The 14,772-nt window shown below is 35.7% G+C and carries 13 protein-coding genes; 3 read left to right on the top strand and 10 right to left on the bottom strand.

The window, feature by feature from the left end; all coding sequences use genetic code 11:
• Position 1 precedes the first annotated feature (1 nt).
• From glcD to AC0ONG_RS05185, 3 genes are all read left to right on the top strand, one after another.
• Positions 2-1,414, top strand: coding sequence for a glycolate oxidase subunit GlcD (gene glcD / locus AC0ONG_RS05195; protein WP_136997181.1), 1,413 nt, complete (start codon positions 2-4; stop codon positions 1,412-1,414).
• Entirely contained in the window at positions 1,411-2,739 is a 1,329-nt protein-coding gene (locus tag AC0ONG_RS05190) for a (Fe-S)-binding protein (protein ID WP_000209615.1), read from the top strand. The genes glcD and AC0ONG_RS05190 overlap by 4 nt, the downstream gene beginning before the upstream one ends.
• A gap of 454 nt (positions 2,740-3,193) precedes the next feature.
• The gene (locus tag AC0ONG_RS05185) at positions 3,194-4,006 is read left to right on the top strand and encodes a CAP domain-containing protein (RefSeq protein ID WP_000747571.1); all 813 of its coding nucleotides are present in this window, start codon (positions 3,194-3,196) and stop codon (positions 4,004-4,006) included.
• Positions 4,007-4,046: 40 nt separating this feature from the next.
• Here the strand turns inward: AC0ONG_RS05185 and AC0ONG_RS05180 are convergent, their stop codons facing one another.
• From AC0ONG_RS05180 to AC0ONG_RS05135, 10 genes are all read right to left on the bottom strand, one after another.
• A complete protein-coding gene (locus AC0ONG_RS05180) occupies positions 4,047-4,652 on the bottom strand; it encodes a DUF1648 domain-containing protein (protein WP_000599007.1) in 606 nt (201 codons plus the stop codon).
• 91 nt (positions 4,653-4,743) lie between these two features.
• Positions 4,744-5,667, bottom strand: a complete 924-nt coding sequence (locus tag AC0ONG_RS05175; protein ID WP_000448328.1) for an RluA family pseudouridine synthase — start codon at positions 5,665-5,667, stop codon at positions 4,744-4,746.
• 100 nt (positions 5,668-5,767) lie between these two features.
• Positions 5,768-6,184 carry a hypothetical protein gene (locus AC0ONG_RS05170; protein WP_000490302.1) on the bottom strand — a complete coding sequence of 139 codons (417 nt, stop codon included), beginning with the start codon at positions 6,182-6,184 and terminating at the stop codon, positions 5,768-5,770.
• Positions 6,185-6,286: 102 nt separating this feature from the next.
• Positions 6,287-8,479, bottom strand: a complete 2,193-nt coding sequence (locus AC0ONG_RS05165; RefSeq protein WP_000856413.1) for an MMPL family transporter — start codon at positions 8,477-8,479, stop codon at positions 6,287-6,289.
• A 111-nt stretch (positions 8,480-8,590) separates the two neighbouring features.
• The gene (locus AC0ONG_RS05160) at positions 8,591-9,238 is read right to left on the bottom strand and encodes a phosphatase PAP2 family protein (protein ID WP_000727779.1); all 648 of its coding nucleotides are present in this window, start codon (positions 9,236-9,238) and stop codon (positions 8,591-8,593) included.
• A 59-nt stretch (positions 9,239-9,297) separates the two neighbouring features.
• Entirely contained in the window at positions 9,298-10,347 is a 1,050-nt protein-coding gene (gene potD / locus AC0ONG_RS05155; RefSeq protein ID WP_000772489.1) for a spermidine/putrescine ABC transporter substrate-binding protein PotD, read from the bottom strand.
• A gap of 38 nt (positions 10,348-10,385) precedes the next feature.
• Positions 10,386-11,186: a spermidine/putrescine ABC transporter permease PotC gene (gene potC, locus AC0ONG_RS05150; protein WP_000714192.1), complete on the bottom strand. Its 801-nt coding sequence runs from the start codon at positions 11,184-11,186 to the stop codon at positions 10,386-10,388.
• 6 nt (positions 11,187-11,192) lie between these two features.
• Positions 11,193-12,041 (bottom strand): spermidine/putrescine ABC transporter permease PotB, encoded by an 849-nt coding sequence (gene potB, locus AC0ONG_RS05145; RefSeq protein ID WP_000715500.1) that lies wholly within the window; start codon positions 12,039-12,041, stop codon positions 11,193-11,195.
• Complete coding sequence (potA, locus tag AC0ONG_RS05140) at positions 12,038-13,021, bottom strand: spermidine/putrescine ABC transporter ATP-binding protein PotA (RefSeq protein WP_000720333.1); 984 nt, start codon at positions 13,019-13,021, stop codon at positions 12,038-12,040. The genes potB and potA overlap by 4 nt, the downstream gene beginning before the upstream one ends.
• A 239-nt stretch (positions 13,022-13,260) precedes the next feature.
• Positions 13,261-14,628 carry an aldehyde dehydrogenase gene (locus AC0ONG_RS05135; protein WP_000028385.1) on the bottom strand — a complete coding sequence of 456 codons (1,368 nt, stop codon included), beginning with the start codon at positions 14,626-14,628 and terminating at the stop codon, positions 13,261-13,263.
• Positions 14,629-14,772 lie beyond the last annotated feature (144 nt).

Genomic DNA, 14,772 nt, shown 5'->3' with positions numbered 1-14,772 from the left:
AATGTTAGAAAAGCAAATTATTCATTCATTCGTATCTATTGTTGGCGAAGATAATGTAGATACATCCAATATGGGGCGTTTAACTTATAGTTATGATGCCACTCCAAACTTCCAAGCAATGCCTGATGCAGTCATTGCCCCACGTAATACAAATGAAGTAGCTGAAGTGTTAAAGGTATGTAACACTCACAAAATTCCTGTGTATGTTCGTGGGTCTGGAACAAATCTTTGCGCAGGAACATGTCCACTTGAAGGCGGTATCGTCCTTATTTTCCGCCATATGAACAATATTTTAGAAATTGATGAAGAAAACTTAACAATTACTGTACAAGCTGGTGTCATTACACTTGATATTATTAAAGCAGTAGAAGAAAAAGGTTTATTTTATCCGCCAGATCCAAGTTCGATGAAGATTTCTACAATCGGCGGCAATATTAATGAAAATTCAGGTGGGTTACGCGGCTTGAAATATGGCGTAACACGTGATTATGTAATGGGGCTTGAACTTGTCTTACCAAATGGTGATATTATTCGTACTGGCGGCAAATTAGCAAAAGATGTAGCTGGTTACGATTTAACTCGTTTATTTATCGGCTCTGAAGGAACACTTGGCGTGGTAACAGAAGCGATATTAAAACTTGTTCCTATGCCCGAAACAAAGAAAACAATGCTTGCACTCTATGAAGATATTAATGAAGCTGCACGTGCTGTTTCTTCTATTATTGCAAATAAAATTATTCCAGCAACTCTGGAATTTTTAGACCAACCGACAATTGAAGTAGTAGAAGAGTTTGCACAAATCGGTTTACCTACAGATGTAAAAGCAATTTTATTAATCGAACAAGACGGCCCGCCCGAAGTAGTCAATCGAGATATTGAAAACATGGCTAACGTTTGCCGCTCTATGAATGCAGTTGATGTTCGCATTGCAAAAGATGAAACGGAAGCAGATGCACTTTGTACCGCTCGCCGTAGTGCACTATCAGCGCTCGCACGATTAAAACCTACTACAATATTAGAAGATGCAACTGTACCACGTTCACAAATCGCTCCGATGGTTGAAGCTATTAATGCCATTGCAAAAAAATATAATATTCCTATTTGTACGTTTGGACACGCTGGTGACGGTAACTTACATCCAACTTGTATGACAGACGCTCGTAATGCAGAAGAAATGCACCGAGCTGAACAAGCTTTTGCTGAAATATTTACGAAAGCAATTGAACTTGGTGGCACAATTACTGGTGAACATGGTGTTGGTGCGATGAAAGCTCCATATTTAGAAATGAAATTAGGTAAAGAAGGTATTGCAGCTATGCAAGGAATAAAGCAAGCTTTCGATCCAAATAACATTATGAATCCTGGAAAAATGTTCGCGAAAGACACTCGAAAAAGAGTGGTGGTTGAGCGATGACCACATTAAATAAAGAAAATATTCAAAAAGAATTTAAAGAACGATTAAGTGAAGATGAATTACTAAACTGTATGCGATGCGGTTTTTGTTTACCTACTTGTCCTACCTACATTCAATCCGGATATAAAGAGTCACATTCACCGCGCGGACGTATCGCATTAATGAAAGCTATCGTTGATGGTTTAATCGAACCAGATGAAGATGTTGAAAATACATTAAACGTTTGTCTTGGTTGCCGTGCTTGTGAGCCTGTTTGTCCATCTGGTGTAAATTATGGACATTTATTAGAAGAAGCTCGTGATATTATTAATCAAAATAAAAAATTCTCAATGCCAGTGAAAGCTGTTCGAAAAGTCGTTTTTGAAGGATTGTTCCCCCATCAAAATCGAATGAGAACATTAACAGGACTAATTGGATTTTATCAACGTTCTGGTTTACAAACACTAACACATAAAACAGGTATTATGAAGTTATTCCCTGAAACACTTGCAACGATGGATCTCATTTTGCCAAAAGTGCCAAAAATGAAAGCAATGAAAGATCGTCCTTCATTTTTACCTGCAGAAAGTACAAAGAAAAAACAAGTTGCATTCTTCACAGGCTGCTTAATGGATACTATGTTTTTAGAAACAAATAACGCAACGATGAAACTTCTTCAATTAGCTGGTTGTGATATCGTTATTCCGAAAACACAAAGTTGCTGCGGTGCATTGCATGGACATGCTGGTGAAAAGAGTGGAGCAAAAGAATTAGCAAAGCGAAATATAAAGGCATTCGAAGATTTAAACATCGACTATATTATTACGAATGCAGGTGGTTGCGGAGCTTACCTCGTAGACTATGATTATCTTTTAAAGGATGATCCAGAGTGGGCTGAACGTGCTAAGCAGTTTGTTTCTAAGATTAAAGATATTACTGCTATACTAGTAGAACTAGACTTCCATAAGCGAACTGATTTACGACTCACGCAGCAAATTATTACGTATCAAGACTCTTGTCATTTACGCAATGTTATGCGCACAGCTTCTGAACCTCGTATGTTACTAGAGGCTATCCAAGGTGCAACATATCGTGAAATGAAAGATGCGGACCGCTGCTGTGGCTCTGCTGGTATTTACAATATTGTTCATTCAGAGTTATCAATGGAATTTCTAGATTACAAAATGGACCGTGTGCATGAAACAGACGCAGCAACCATTGTTACTGCAAATCCAGGTTGTTTATTACAAATGAAATTAGGAATTGAGCGAGAAGGGCTTTCTCATAAAATGAGAGGAATTCACATTGTAGATTTATTATTAGAAGCAATTGAAACTAACTCGTAACATACGTAATAATAGGAAAACGGCTATCTCCTTCGTCTATGTAAAGAGATAGCCGCTTTTTTGTCTGCTACAACATTAAAAATATGTTACTTTATTATAAAAAAGAACAACAGAAACATTACAGTTTTGTAAAAATCAATCCATTATATTCCTCAAAAAATCGCTCAAACCATTGATACAATAGGATTCTTTATTTTCTATTTAGGTAAATTTATCCAAAAACCCCTCTTAAAATCAAGTATAAAAACACTATAAATTCCTTTTATACTCTATATTTCTCTTATTTTTGCTCACTTCTTCTCTTAGGATAAATTAGGTAATTTTAAAGTCTATGAATTTTTTTCCATCTTTTTTCTCGCAAATTGTATGCTACGATGAATTTGTCAGTCAGACAGGCTGTCAAAAACAAATCGTGTGAAAACAAATTAAAACTTTATATAGGGGGACACACATCATGAAAAAGCGTGTTTTATTATCTGTAGCTGCTGCAACAGCTCTTACTTTAGGAGTATCTTCTCTAGATGCACAAGCTGCAACAGTACAACCATCTAACATTAAGGTTCAAAATATTCAGCATTCAAAAGTAATGATGAAACAAATGAACCAACAAGAATTACAAGCATTCTTACAATCTATGGGCGTTGAGTCATTAGCGCAATGGCAACAAGGAAACTTCCAACCAAATTGCATTATTCCTGGTCAACAACCTACTGAAAATGTTGTAACTGAGCAACCAACAGCTAAGCCAGAAACTCAAAAGCCTGCTGAGCAAAAGCCTGCTGAAGAAGTTCAAAAACCAGAAGCTCAAAAGCCTGCTGAAAACAACAATACTCAAAAACCTGCTGAACAAAAACCTGCTGAGCAAAAGCCTGCTGAAGAAGCAAAATCTTTAAGCGAGTTCGAACAACGTGTTGTTGAATTAACAAACGCTGAGCGTACAAAGCAAGGCTTACCAGCACTAAAAATCGATACTGAATTAAGCAAAGTAGCACGTATTAAGTCTGAAGACATGCAAAAAAACAACTACTTTGATCATAACAGCCCTACATACGGGTCTCCGTTTGACATGATGAAGAAATTTGGTATTTCTTATACATCTGCAGGTGAAAACATCGCTCAAGGCCAACGTACACCTGAAGAAGTAGTACAAGCTTGGATGAACAGCGCTGGACACCGTGCAAACATCTTAAATAACGGCTTCACTCACATCGGTGTTGGTTATGTAGAAAGCGGCAACTACTGGACACAACAATTTATTACAAAGTAAATAGATTAAAAGAGTCTTCTCATAATGAGAAGACTTTTTTTCAAGTTTCATAGCTTTCTATTATGTATGAATAGAAAATATAGAACATAAACAACATAGATCCACAGCTTATTACACTAAGCAATATATAAAATCCCCACTCTAAGTTCAAAAACAATGAAAACAATATGCCACATGCCATCACTTGAAAAATCCGTCTACTTACTAAACGAATTTTTTGTAATTTAATTGGATCTTTTTCTTTGCCTTTTATTTTCTTAAATTCTTTACTCAGCATAAAAAGAAACATACTAATCCCAATCGTTAATCCTGTTTGAAAGAATATAAAATCTCCAAAATTAATCAAGAGAATAAGCATATGAATAAACAACATAAATAATGTAATTTTCTTTATAAATCCGCCTATAATACAATGCTCTCTTTCATTAAACTTAAATATATTATGTGAAATAATATACAAAAATCCATATGAAAAAATAATAAAACAAGGAATAAATGCTACAACAACTTGTTTACTCATAAACTCGTTTGGCTCACCATTTACGTTCCAATGTACTGCCATACGATTTGGTAAATAGGGGTAAAGACATAGAGTAACTAAAAGACAAGCGAAAAATATCCCAAGTACATACTTATATTTGATCAAGTAATTCTCACCTCTCTTTTCTCTTAACGGCTTCGCTTCTTTTAGAGAAATCCCTGCAAAAATCTACTTTTTTCAAATTAAAACTTATACTTTACGCATTTTCTTTTTGAAATTCTTTTATTTTATTATTTAATTTTGTAGGAAACGGCACATCAACTTCAATCGCTTCTTTCGTAATTGGATGCAAGAAATTTATCTTCATCGCATGTAATGCTTGACTGGACATATATTTTGTTTGCCCACCATATAATACATCCCCAACTAGTGGATTACCATTATGACTCATATGAACACGAATTTGATGCGTTCTACCCGTTTCTAATTGTAACGTTACGAAAGTCGTGTTTTGCTTCTTAAAATACTTTTCTACTTTATAATATGTGATAGCTTGGTCACCTTTTGGAGAAATACGACGCCTTGTAGCATGATGGCGATCCCTTCCGATAGCAGCATCAATCGTTCCTTGTTTCTTCTTTACTTTCCCTTCAACGAGCGCTGCGTACGTTCTTTTAATTTTTCGTTCCATTAATAAACGATCCATAATTGCACCAGCAATTCTATGCTTAGCAAACACGACACCACCTGTCGTATCTTTATCTAAACGATGAATATGACGAACCTTCGTCTCTAAACCTTGCATTTGAAAATGAAAAGCAACAAGATTTGCAAGCGTCCTGTTTCCACCTTTTTCAGCAGGATGTGTGTCCATTTGCTCTGGTTTATTTACGATGAGTACGTGATCATCTTCGTATACTACATGTAATTCACCATATTCTGGATCTACACCGTACTCTTCCTCCGCAAACATATGAACTTGTAACTTATCGTTCTCTTTTAAAAGCTCATTCCATCTTCTTTGTTCCCCGTTAACCGTAACACCTTTTTCCATACGAAGCTGATGTAATAGCTTTTTCGGTATTTCCCATTCTACTTTTAATACCGATTCAATACTTATACCATTCCATTTAGCTGGAATGGTAATTTCACACCATTCGCCCTTTTTCTTTGTTTCCATACTGTTTATCACCTTATTTCTATTGATTCTCTCATTGTAACGGAAAACACACTTTGATGCACCGTCAAAAATAGAGGACAGTCTTATAATAGACTGCCCCTCAAGCTCTAAGCCTTTTCATTTCTAACAATACTTCTTCAGCTTTTTGTTCATACGATAAATCTTTAAAGAAATCTGCCAACCTTTTATAATCATTGTAAGCATCTAATAAATCGTCCATCCTTTCTATTTTCATCACTTGTTGTTTTTGTTTCATTTTTACTGGATAACGATAACCTGATACTTCTTGTATTTTGTAATACTCATCCTCTACTTGAACGACCTTTACAAGTTCTTCCTCCTCTGCATCCATCGTATACCCGTCAAATTCTCTAAGTAGTTCATAAATGATATGAGTCCATTCATCTTTTGGATAAAATCCCTTTTCTAACCGATAACCGACAATGCGATACATATGCCCATCGTTTTCTGCAAACTGTACTGTATCATTTAACTTAAACTTAAAATAACGAAACATTGCCTTCACCTACTTGTATGTAATGTTCTTATCACATACTATTTGCAAAATGTAGGTCTTGCTATTCATAAAAAAATGCTCATCAATATGATGAGCATTTTTTTATGATGACTTTTCTCGTTTTTTTCGAAATGGCAACCACCAGTTCCAGTCTCCAAATAACTTCATTAAGCTTGGTACGAGCATAAGACGAATAATTGTTGCATCAAGAAATATTGCTAATGCGACGCCAAGCCCCATCTGCTTTACTGGTAAAATATCAGTAAATGCGAATGCACCCGTTACAACAATCATTATTAAAGCAGCTGATGTAATGATTCTACTTGTTGAAACGAGCCCTTCTAACGTTGCTTGATCGTTATCTCCTGTTTCTTCATAGAGCTCATAAATGCGTGAAATAAGAAATACTTCATAATCCATACTAAGCCCAAATACGAGGCCAAAAATGAAGATTGGTAAGACAAACAGAACCGGACTCGCTTCTAAACCGAAATGACCACCTTCAAATAACCAAACAACAATTCCAATAGTTGCACTTAAACTAAGTATATTCATAATAATTGCCTTAATTGGAATGAGTATAGATCGGAATGCAAATAATAATATAACAAAGGTCGATCCAAATATAACAGACATACCAATTACAACTTTATCTTTAATTTCATCTTCTAATTCTTGTTGAAACGTCGTCATTCCGCCTAGATAATACGTAACATCCGTTTCTTTATAGTTCTTTTTAAAGTCACGCACCCACTGTTTTGCAGTCTCTGTACGTGGTTTTGTTTTCAAAAAGACTTCTATCGTCGTCTTATTCCCTTTCGTGTATGCTTCAAATACAGGAGTTAGTTTCGCTGACTCTGGCGACTGCAATATTCCAACAACTTGATCTGCTTTCATTCCAGTTAACCCGTCGTATAAACTTCTTACTTCATGTACTTTCTTATCATCTTTTAACTTTTGAACGAATTCTTCTATCTTTTGTAGACTTTCTTTTTCTTTCATATCTTCTTTCGTCTCTACAACTAACATAACATCAGCGTGTGTTTTGACAGTTTCATTAAATGCTTCTTCATACTTTTCATATGCAATCCTTGTATCACTCTTTTCAGGTAAAGCTTCAACACCAGGGAACTGCAAATTAGCTGTACGTAACGGCAATAAGCAAATAACAATAAATGTTGTAACAACAATAATCATTGCGATTGGATGTTTCATTACAAATTGTGCAAATTTACGCCATGCTTTTGCCGGCGTATGTGCTACTTGATTCTTTTTTAATATTCTTTTACCTATTAACGATAATAGCGCTGGAAGAAGTGTGAGTGAGAATAAAATACTCATAATCACAACAATCATTCCGCTAATCGCGACAGATTGAATATAATCTATCTTAAAGAAAAACAAACCTGACAACCCAACAAATACGCATAATCCTGAAAATACAATTGCACGTCCTGCCGTCTGATATGTAATTGCTATCGCTTCTTTTACCGTTCGTTTAGCAACTTCCTCTCGAAAACGGTTCACAAATAATAGCGCAAAATCAATAGATAGTGCAAGTCCAATCATCGGTGCAACGTTTAACACGAAAATAGAAAGTTCTTTATCCACACCGATAAAATACAATATACCCATCGTGCTAATAACACTAAGCGCCCCATTCAAAATCGGTAAAATTGATGCCAAAAGGCTACCAAACGAAAATAGTAATACAAGAAACGCAATTGGTAATCCAATCATTTCTGCTACTTTTAAATCATTTTGCGTTCTTTCATTAATCTCTTGATTAATTTTCGGAAATCCTGTAGGTGTTACTTTTAATGCTACATTACTTTCTTTCTCAATCTCATCAGCAAATTGTAATGTCTTTTCCATTCTTTCTTTATTTGTTTTCCCGGAAAATAAAATTGTCGCATAACCGATATCACCTTGTAGCATTTCTTTATTTTGGATTGGGTGATGGAAAGATTCATAGTTCTCTTTCTCTTGAACATTCTTTACAATTTCATCTATTCGTTTTTTAAATTCCTCATGCGAAGCATCTTTATTTTTCTCAAAAACGAGCAGAAGCGTATCTTGAGACCTCTTAAAATCTTTATCTAAAATTTCTTTTGTTTTTTGATAGTCGCCTTCCGTTTGGAAACCGTCACCACCTAATACTCCCGGTAGCTTTGGAGCAAAAATCCCAAGTGCGATTGCGAGCAACAGTAACGCTACAATTACTGTATAACGAAATTGATACAAAAAAGCTCCTAACTTGCCCCACTTATCAACTTTATGAACATTTGTCTTCACACATTTTCACCTACTTTAAATAATTCAATTGTCACTTATACTGTATCATATCTTTATACAAACAAAAAACGCCTAGGAACACTATAATGATAGTTTTTCCAGGCGTTTTTTCTATCTCTCTTTATTAAACCCCAATCTCTCAGTAAGTAAACGATGATAGTAAATAGCGATAACTAACAAAATACCACCTACGCAGTAACCAGCTAAAATATCAGTTGGGTAATGTACATTTAAAATGACTCTACTTAATCCAATCGATAGAATTACTGTGCCCATCAAAATCGTTGTGACACATTTCCCAGCTATGCTTTTCAAATTAGCAGCAATGATATAAGCAAGAAATCCAAATGTCATAATTGATAGCATTGCATGTCCACTAGGAAAACTATATCCAAGTGCATCTAGCGCTTCATTTAATGACGGACGTTCTCTCTGTACAATCTCTTTTATCCCTTTATTCACAAGATGTGTTATTAAAATTCCCAGTGGATACACAATCATCGTAGCATAATAACGCTTCTTCCAAAAAACAAGCAAACTTATAACGAGCGTAGCGACTATCCCAATTGCTGATCCCAATTTTGTAAAGTACGAGAAAAATGTAAGGGAACTCTCCGTTTGTAGCCCTTTTACTAATCCACGGACATATGTATCCATCACGGTAACGCCACCTGCATGTACGCGCCAAGCAACAATACCAAATACAGCAAATAATAAAGCAATACACATTATCTCATATTGATGTAACTTCTTCTTCAAACGATTTCCTCCTACTATGAAAAAATGCGATTTCTACTTTAGAAACCGCATTTCCTTACTTATTTACCTTTTGTTTTTAGCTCTGTCCAGTAACGATCATAGTCTTTTAACTTATCATCTACATCAACAAGCCATTCTGTACGATCTAACTCTTCTTTCGTTAAGAAAATCATGTGATTATCACGGTATTCTTTACTATGAAGAGGATGAGCTTTTTCATTTGGATTACTGTAACCAATTGACTCGTAGTTTTTCACACTTACTTTTTCATCTAGTAAGTAGTTCATAAATTTCTCAGCAAGCTCTTTATGTTTTGCACCTTTTGGAATTGCTAACGTATCAGCCCAAATTGTGCCGCCTTCTTTTGGTACAACGTATTCTACATCTTTATTATCTTTTGCGATAAATGCTGCATCTCCAGACCAAACTGTTCCGATCCAAGCATCTTCTGTAATGAATTTTTGTTTAATGTTGTCTGTATCAAATGCTAATAAGTTTGGAAGCAGCTTCTTTAAATCATCTGCTGCTGTCTTTAACTCTGCATCTTCTTTCGTACTGTTTGAGAAACCGTGCTTCTTAAGACCCATTCCTAATACTTCACGAGAATCGTTTAGTAACGTTACATGTCCTTTATATTTCTCATTCCATAAGTCAGCCCAGCTTGTAGGTGCTTCTTTCACATACTTTTTATTGTATGCAATCCCTGTTACACCCCAAGTGTACACTAAAGAATATTTATTCTCTGGATCAAACGCCGGTGTTTTGAAATTAGAAACCATGTTTTCGATATTTGGGATATTCTTTTTATCTAACGGCGCTAATAAATCCATTTTCGCCATTGTTTTAACCATGTAATCAGATGGCTGAATTAAATCATACTTTGCGCCACCAGCTTGTAATTTCGCAAGCATTTCTTCGTTACTTGCGTACTTATCATAGTTAATTTTCACATTATATTTCTTTTCAAAATCTCTTAGCACTTGCTCATCAAAATTGTCAGCCCAGCTATAAATATTTAATTCTTCTTTTTTTTCACCACAACCAGCAAGTACACCAGCAACAAGGCTAAAGCTAATTGCTGCGCCAGCTATTCTTTTCATTAATTTCATCGGTTTATTACCCCCTCGTACTTTCTATATCATTCGTATTATAAAGGAAGGTGTCCTCCAGAGTTTTCTTCACCATCTGCACCTTTGTTACGAAAGATTTCAGATAGAACCATTAATCCTACGATAGCAACAATTAAAATTGTAGAAAGAGCATTAATTTCTGGTGATACTCCGCGCTTAACCATACTGTAAATGTATAATGGCAATGTTGTTGATCCTGGTCCTGATACGAAGAAACTAATTACAAAATCATCAATTGATAATGTGAATGTTAATAATGCTGCCGAAATAACTCCCGGTGCAATTGCTGGGAACGTTACATAACGAAACGTTTGCCAAGGCGTTGCTCCTAAATCATTTGCAGCTTCTTCTAAGTCACGTCCCATACTTGAAAGACGCGCAGCTAAAATAACAACAACAAACGAAATACTAAATGTAATATGTGCAATAATAATCGTTGTTTGTCCAAGTTCCATTCCTAACTGACTGAAAAGAATTAGTAAAGATAATCCCATTAAAATATCAGGAATTAAAATTGGTAAATATACAAGGCCATTAATAGCCCCTTCGAAACGATATTTATAACGATGTAAAGCAATCGCAAAGAATACGCCAAGTACCGTTGTCACAATCGTTGTTATAACTGCAATCGTAATACTATTTACAAATGCATCAATAACATCTTGTTTTTGAAATAAATCTGTATACCAATGGAATGTAAAACCTTCCCACTCCGCATTAATGCGAGAGTCGTTGAAAGAATAGACCATTAAAACCATCATTGGAAAATACAAGAATAACAAAATTAACCAAGAATAAGAAACTAAAAACTTCTTCATCTTTGCCTATTCCCCTCCGTTCTCATTATATTTATATACTTTCGTTGCACGATAATATAAGTAAATTAACAGAACAGAGAATAGAACAACGATAATCGATAACGCAGATCCAAACGGCCAGTCACGTGCACCTAAGAATTGGTTTTGAATAACGTTTCCGATTAATGCTACTTTCGATCCGCCCATCACGTCTGATACAACAAACATTCCGATAGAAGAAACGAATACTAAAATAGAACCAGTCGCAATTCCTGACATTGTCATCGGCACTGTTATATTCCAAAATGCCTTTATTGGTGTTGCTCCTAAATCATAAGCCGCTTCTAGCTTACGCTTATCTAGCTGCTCAATTGCTGCATACACTGGTAAGATCATAAATGGTAATAAAGAATAGACCATTCCGAGTATTACAGAAGGGGTATTATATAATAAATTTAACGGTTCACTAATAATACCAAGCTTTAATAACAACGTATTCACAAGGCCTTGTGAACGTAAAATAACAATCCATGCGTATGAACGAACAAGAAAGTTAATCCAAAACGGGATCGTTGCCAATAATAAAAGAATAGAACGATATTTGCGGTCAACAATTGTAATTGTATACGCAAATGGATAACCAATTAATAAACATATTACTGTAGTAATAACTGCGATTTTAACAGTTTCCCATAATGTCCCTAAGTACAATGGATCAAACACACGGGATATATTCTCCAGCGTAAATTGCATTTCTACTGTCCCGTAAGCTCCGCGCTGCATGAAGGCGAATCCTAATACGAATACGAGCGGGATTAGGAAGAAAATTAATAACCACGCGACTGTAGGTAGTGCGAGTAATTTCCCTTTTTTCAATTTAAGGTCACCTCGTCCTCTTGCTCCCAGCCTACATATACATTATCTCCAATGCTCCACTGCGCTGCCTCTTCAGCAGTTTGATATGCCATTAGTAATTCTGATGTTTTCTCATCACGTACATAAAGCTTCTCCATATTTCCGACAAACTCTATATCTTCAATATGTCCAAGATGGTATTCTTTTAAAATTGGTTCTTCAACCGAACGTACTTTTACATTTTCAGGGCGAATTGCTACATAGCCTTCCCCGTTTTTCACAATATTATTTTCACCGATGAATGTCGCAACGAACAACGTTTTCGGCTTATTATAAATTTCTTTCGGCGTTCCGATTTGTTCGATATGTCCTTTATTCATAACCACGATACGATCGCTCATGCTCATTGCTTCTTCTTGATCGTGCGTTACGTATATGAACGTAATTCCTAAATTACGTTGTAAGTTTTTCAATTCACGTTGCAAGTCTTTTCGTAACTTAAAGTCAAGCGCTCCAAGTGGCTCATCTAATAGTAATACACGCGGATTATTTACAATTGCTCTTGCAATTGCAACACGCTGCTGTTGTCCACCAGAAAGCTTCGCAGGTTTACGATTACGGAACTCAAGTAACTGCGTTAAACGCATTGCCTCTTCAGCACGCTCTTTCTGCTCTGCTGCTGATACTTTCTGCATTTTCATACCAAAACAAATATTCTTCTCCACTGTCATATGTGGGAATAGTGCGTAATGTTGGAACACTAGGTTCATATGACGCTTATATGGCGGTAAATCGTTAATTCTTTCATCATCTAATAAAAGATTCCCTTTAGTTGGAGTTTCAAATCCTGCGATCATACGAAGTAAAGTCGTTTTCCCGCAGCCACTCGGCCCTAAAATTGTTAAAAACTCTCCCTCTTTAATATCTAAAGAAAGAGGTGGGATAATCACTTGATTTCCAAAATGTTTTTCAACTGCTTCAACTTTAATAATCTTTTTCATTTTCCCGTCCTATCTACCTTAAATTTTAAATTTTTATATTCATGAATAAATATTTATGTTCTATAGACTATTTTTTGTTTCGATCCAAACAAAAATGGTTATTTAGCAAGCGTTCGTTTCTATTCTTTATGTAGTATGTTTGATTCATTTTCGCATGATACATAACGTCGAACAGAAAAACCCCTTCCATTGCGAAGGGGCTATTATCATACGGCTGCGCCTACTGATAAACACCATCATCATTTTAACAACTTTCGTATGAATTTTAAAGCACTTTTTGTAGAAGAGTAACGAATTTTCATGTCGAATGCTGTAGATTGGGCTAAAATGCTTTTATAATGTGAAAAAGTCCGAAAACTTTCTTTCCCATGATAACCCCCTAATCCACTACTTCCAACACCCCCAAAAGGTAAATATGGCGTGGCAAGATGATAGACAACATCATTAATACAGCCTCCACCATATGAAATATTACTCGTCACTTTCTTTTGTACTTCTTTATCTTCAGAAAATACATATAACGCTAACGGCTTCGGATGTTGCTGAATTGTGCCAATTACATCTTCTATATTGTCGTACTCTATGATTGGTAAAATCGGGCCAAAAATTTCATCTTCCATAACAGCATCTTGCCATGTAGTATCCGCTAGTACTGTCGGCTCAATATGTAATGTATCTTTCTTATAGTTTCCACCAATTACGACTTGACCATCTTGTAAAAATCGACATAATCGTTCAAAATGACGCTCACTTACAATACGCACGTAATTTTCATTTTGCAAAGGTTCTTTACTATACTGCTCTGTAATTTCATGTCGCATTGCCTCAATTAGCTTTTCTTTCACGGAAGAATGCACGTACATATAATCAGGCGCTACACACGTCTGCCCTGCATTTAAAAACTTACCCCAAACAATTCTTCTTGCTGTCATCTCTATCTTTGCATCTTTATGTACAATACAAGGACTTTTCCCGCCAAGTTCTAACGTAAGCGGCGTCAACTGTTTCGCTGCTGCTTCCATTACAACTTTTCCAACGCCAACACTACCAGTAAAGAAAATATAATCAATCGGTTCCCTCAGCAAAGATGTACTCTCTTCAACGCCACCTTCTACTACCGCTACAAGCTCTTCTGGGAATAACTCACCTAACATTCTCTTAAGCACTTTTGAAACGCTTGGCGTTAACTCTGACGGCTTTAAAACGATTGTATTTCCAGCTGCCAGTGCTCCTACAAGTGGTGCAATTGCTAATTGGAACGGATAGTTCCACGGTGCAATAATAAGCGTAACACCATACGGTTCTGGCACTACTTTTCCTTTTGATCCAAAATGAGTCAGTGCTGTTCGAACTCGCTTTGGTTTACTCCACGATGACATATGTTTCAATTGAAAAGAAATTTCTTTTAATACATATCCAACTTCCGTTGTAAACGACTCGTGAACTGACTTATTTAAATCTAATTTCAATGCCTGAAATATTTCTTCTTCAAAACGCTGAATGCCTTCATAAAGCCTCTTCAAATTATTCTTTCTCATTTCGATGCTTCTCGTATGCCCTTTTAAAAAATATTCCTTTTGCCTACTTACAATAGAGGAAATACTCATTCACTCACCTTCTCCCACTATTTTTATCCAGTTCTTTCATTATTTATATAGACTTCATATATAATAAATTTCTATTCTTAAAGTTACATTATATATGACTTTTTCAACTATATAAAATTCATTGCTCACAAAAAAACTACCGAA

The sequence above is a fragment of the Bacillus sp. TCT6 genome (genome assembly GCF_056033845.1).
This window is presented reverse-complemented; position numbering and strand designations above follow the sequence as displayed.

What these genes read in the sequence shown, in the direction of transcription:
- glcD (WP_136997181.1), top strand. Translation starts at nt 2, where the DNA reads ATGTTAGAAAAGCAAATTATTCATTCATTCGTATCTATTGTTGGCGAA.
- AC0ONG_RS05190 (WP_000209615.1), top strand. Translation starts at nt 1,411, where the DNA reads ATGACCACATTAAATAAAGAAAATATTCAAAAAGAATTTAAAGAACGA.
- AC0ONG_RS05185 (WP_000747571.1), top strand. Translation starts at nt 3,194, where the DNA reads ATGAAAAAGCGTGTTTTATTATCTGTAGCTGCTGCAACAGCTCTTACT.
- AC0ONG_RS05175 (WP_000448328.1), bottom strand. Translation starts at nt 5,667, where the DNA reads ATGGAAACAAAGAAAAAGGGCGAATGGTGTGAAATTACCATTCCAGCT.
- AC0ONG_RS05170 (WP_000490302.1), bottom strand. Translation starts at nt 6,184, where the DNA reads ATGTTTCGTTATTTTAAGTTTAAGTTAAATGATACAGTACAGTTTGCA.
- potD (WP_000772489.1), bottom strand. Translation starts at nt 10,347, where the DNA reads ATGAAATTAATGAAAAGAATAGCTGGCGCAGCAATTAGCTTTAGCCTT.
- potC (WP_000714192.1), bottom strand. Translation starts at nt 11,186, where the DNA reads ATGAAGAAGTTTTTAGTTTCTTATTCTTGGTTAATTTTGTTATTCTTG.
- potA (WP_000720333.1), bottom strand. Translation starts at nt 13,021, where the DNA reads ATGAAAAAGATTATTAAAGTTGAAGCAGTTGAAAAACATTTTGGAAAT.
- AC0ONG_RS05135 (WP_000028385.1), bottom strand. Translation starts at nt 14,628, where the DNA reads ATGAGTATTTCCTCTATTGTAAGTAGGCAAAAGGAATATTTTTTAAAA.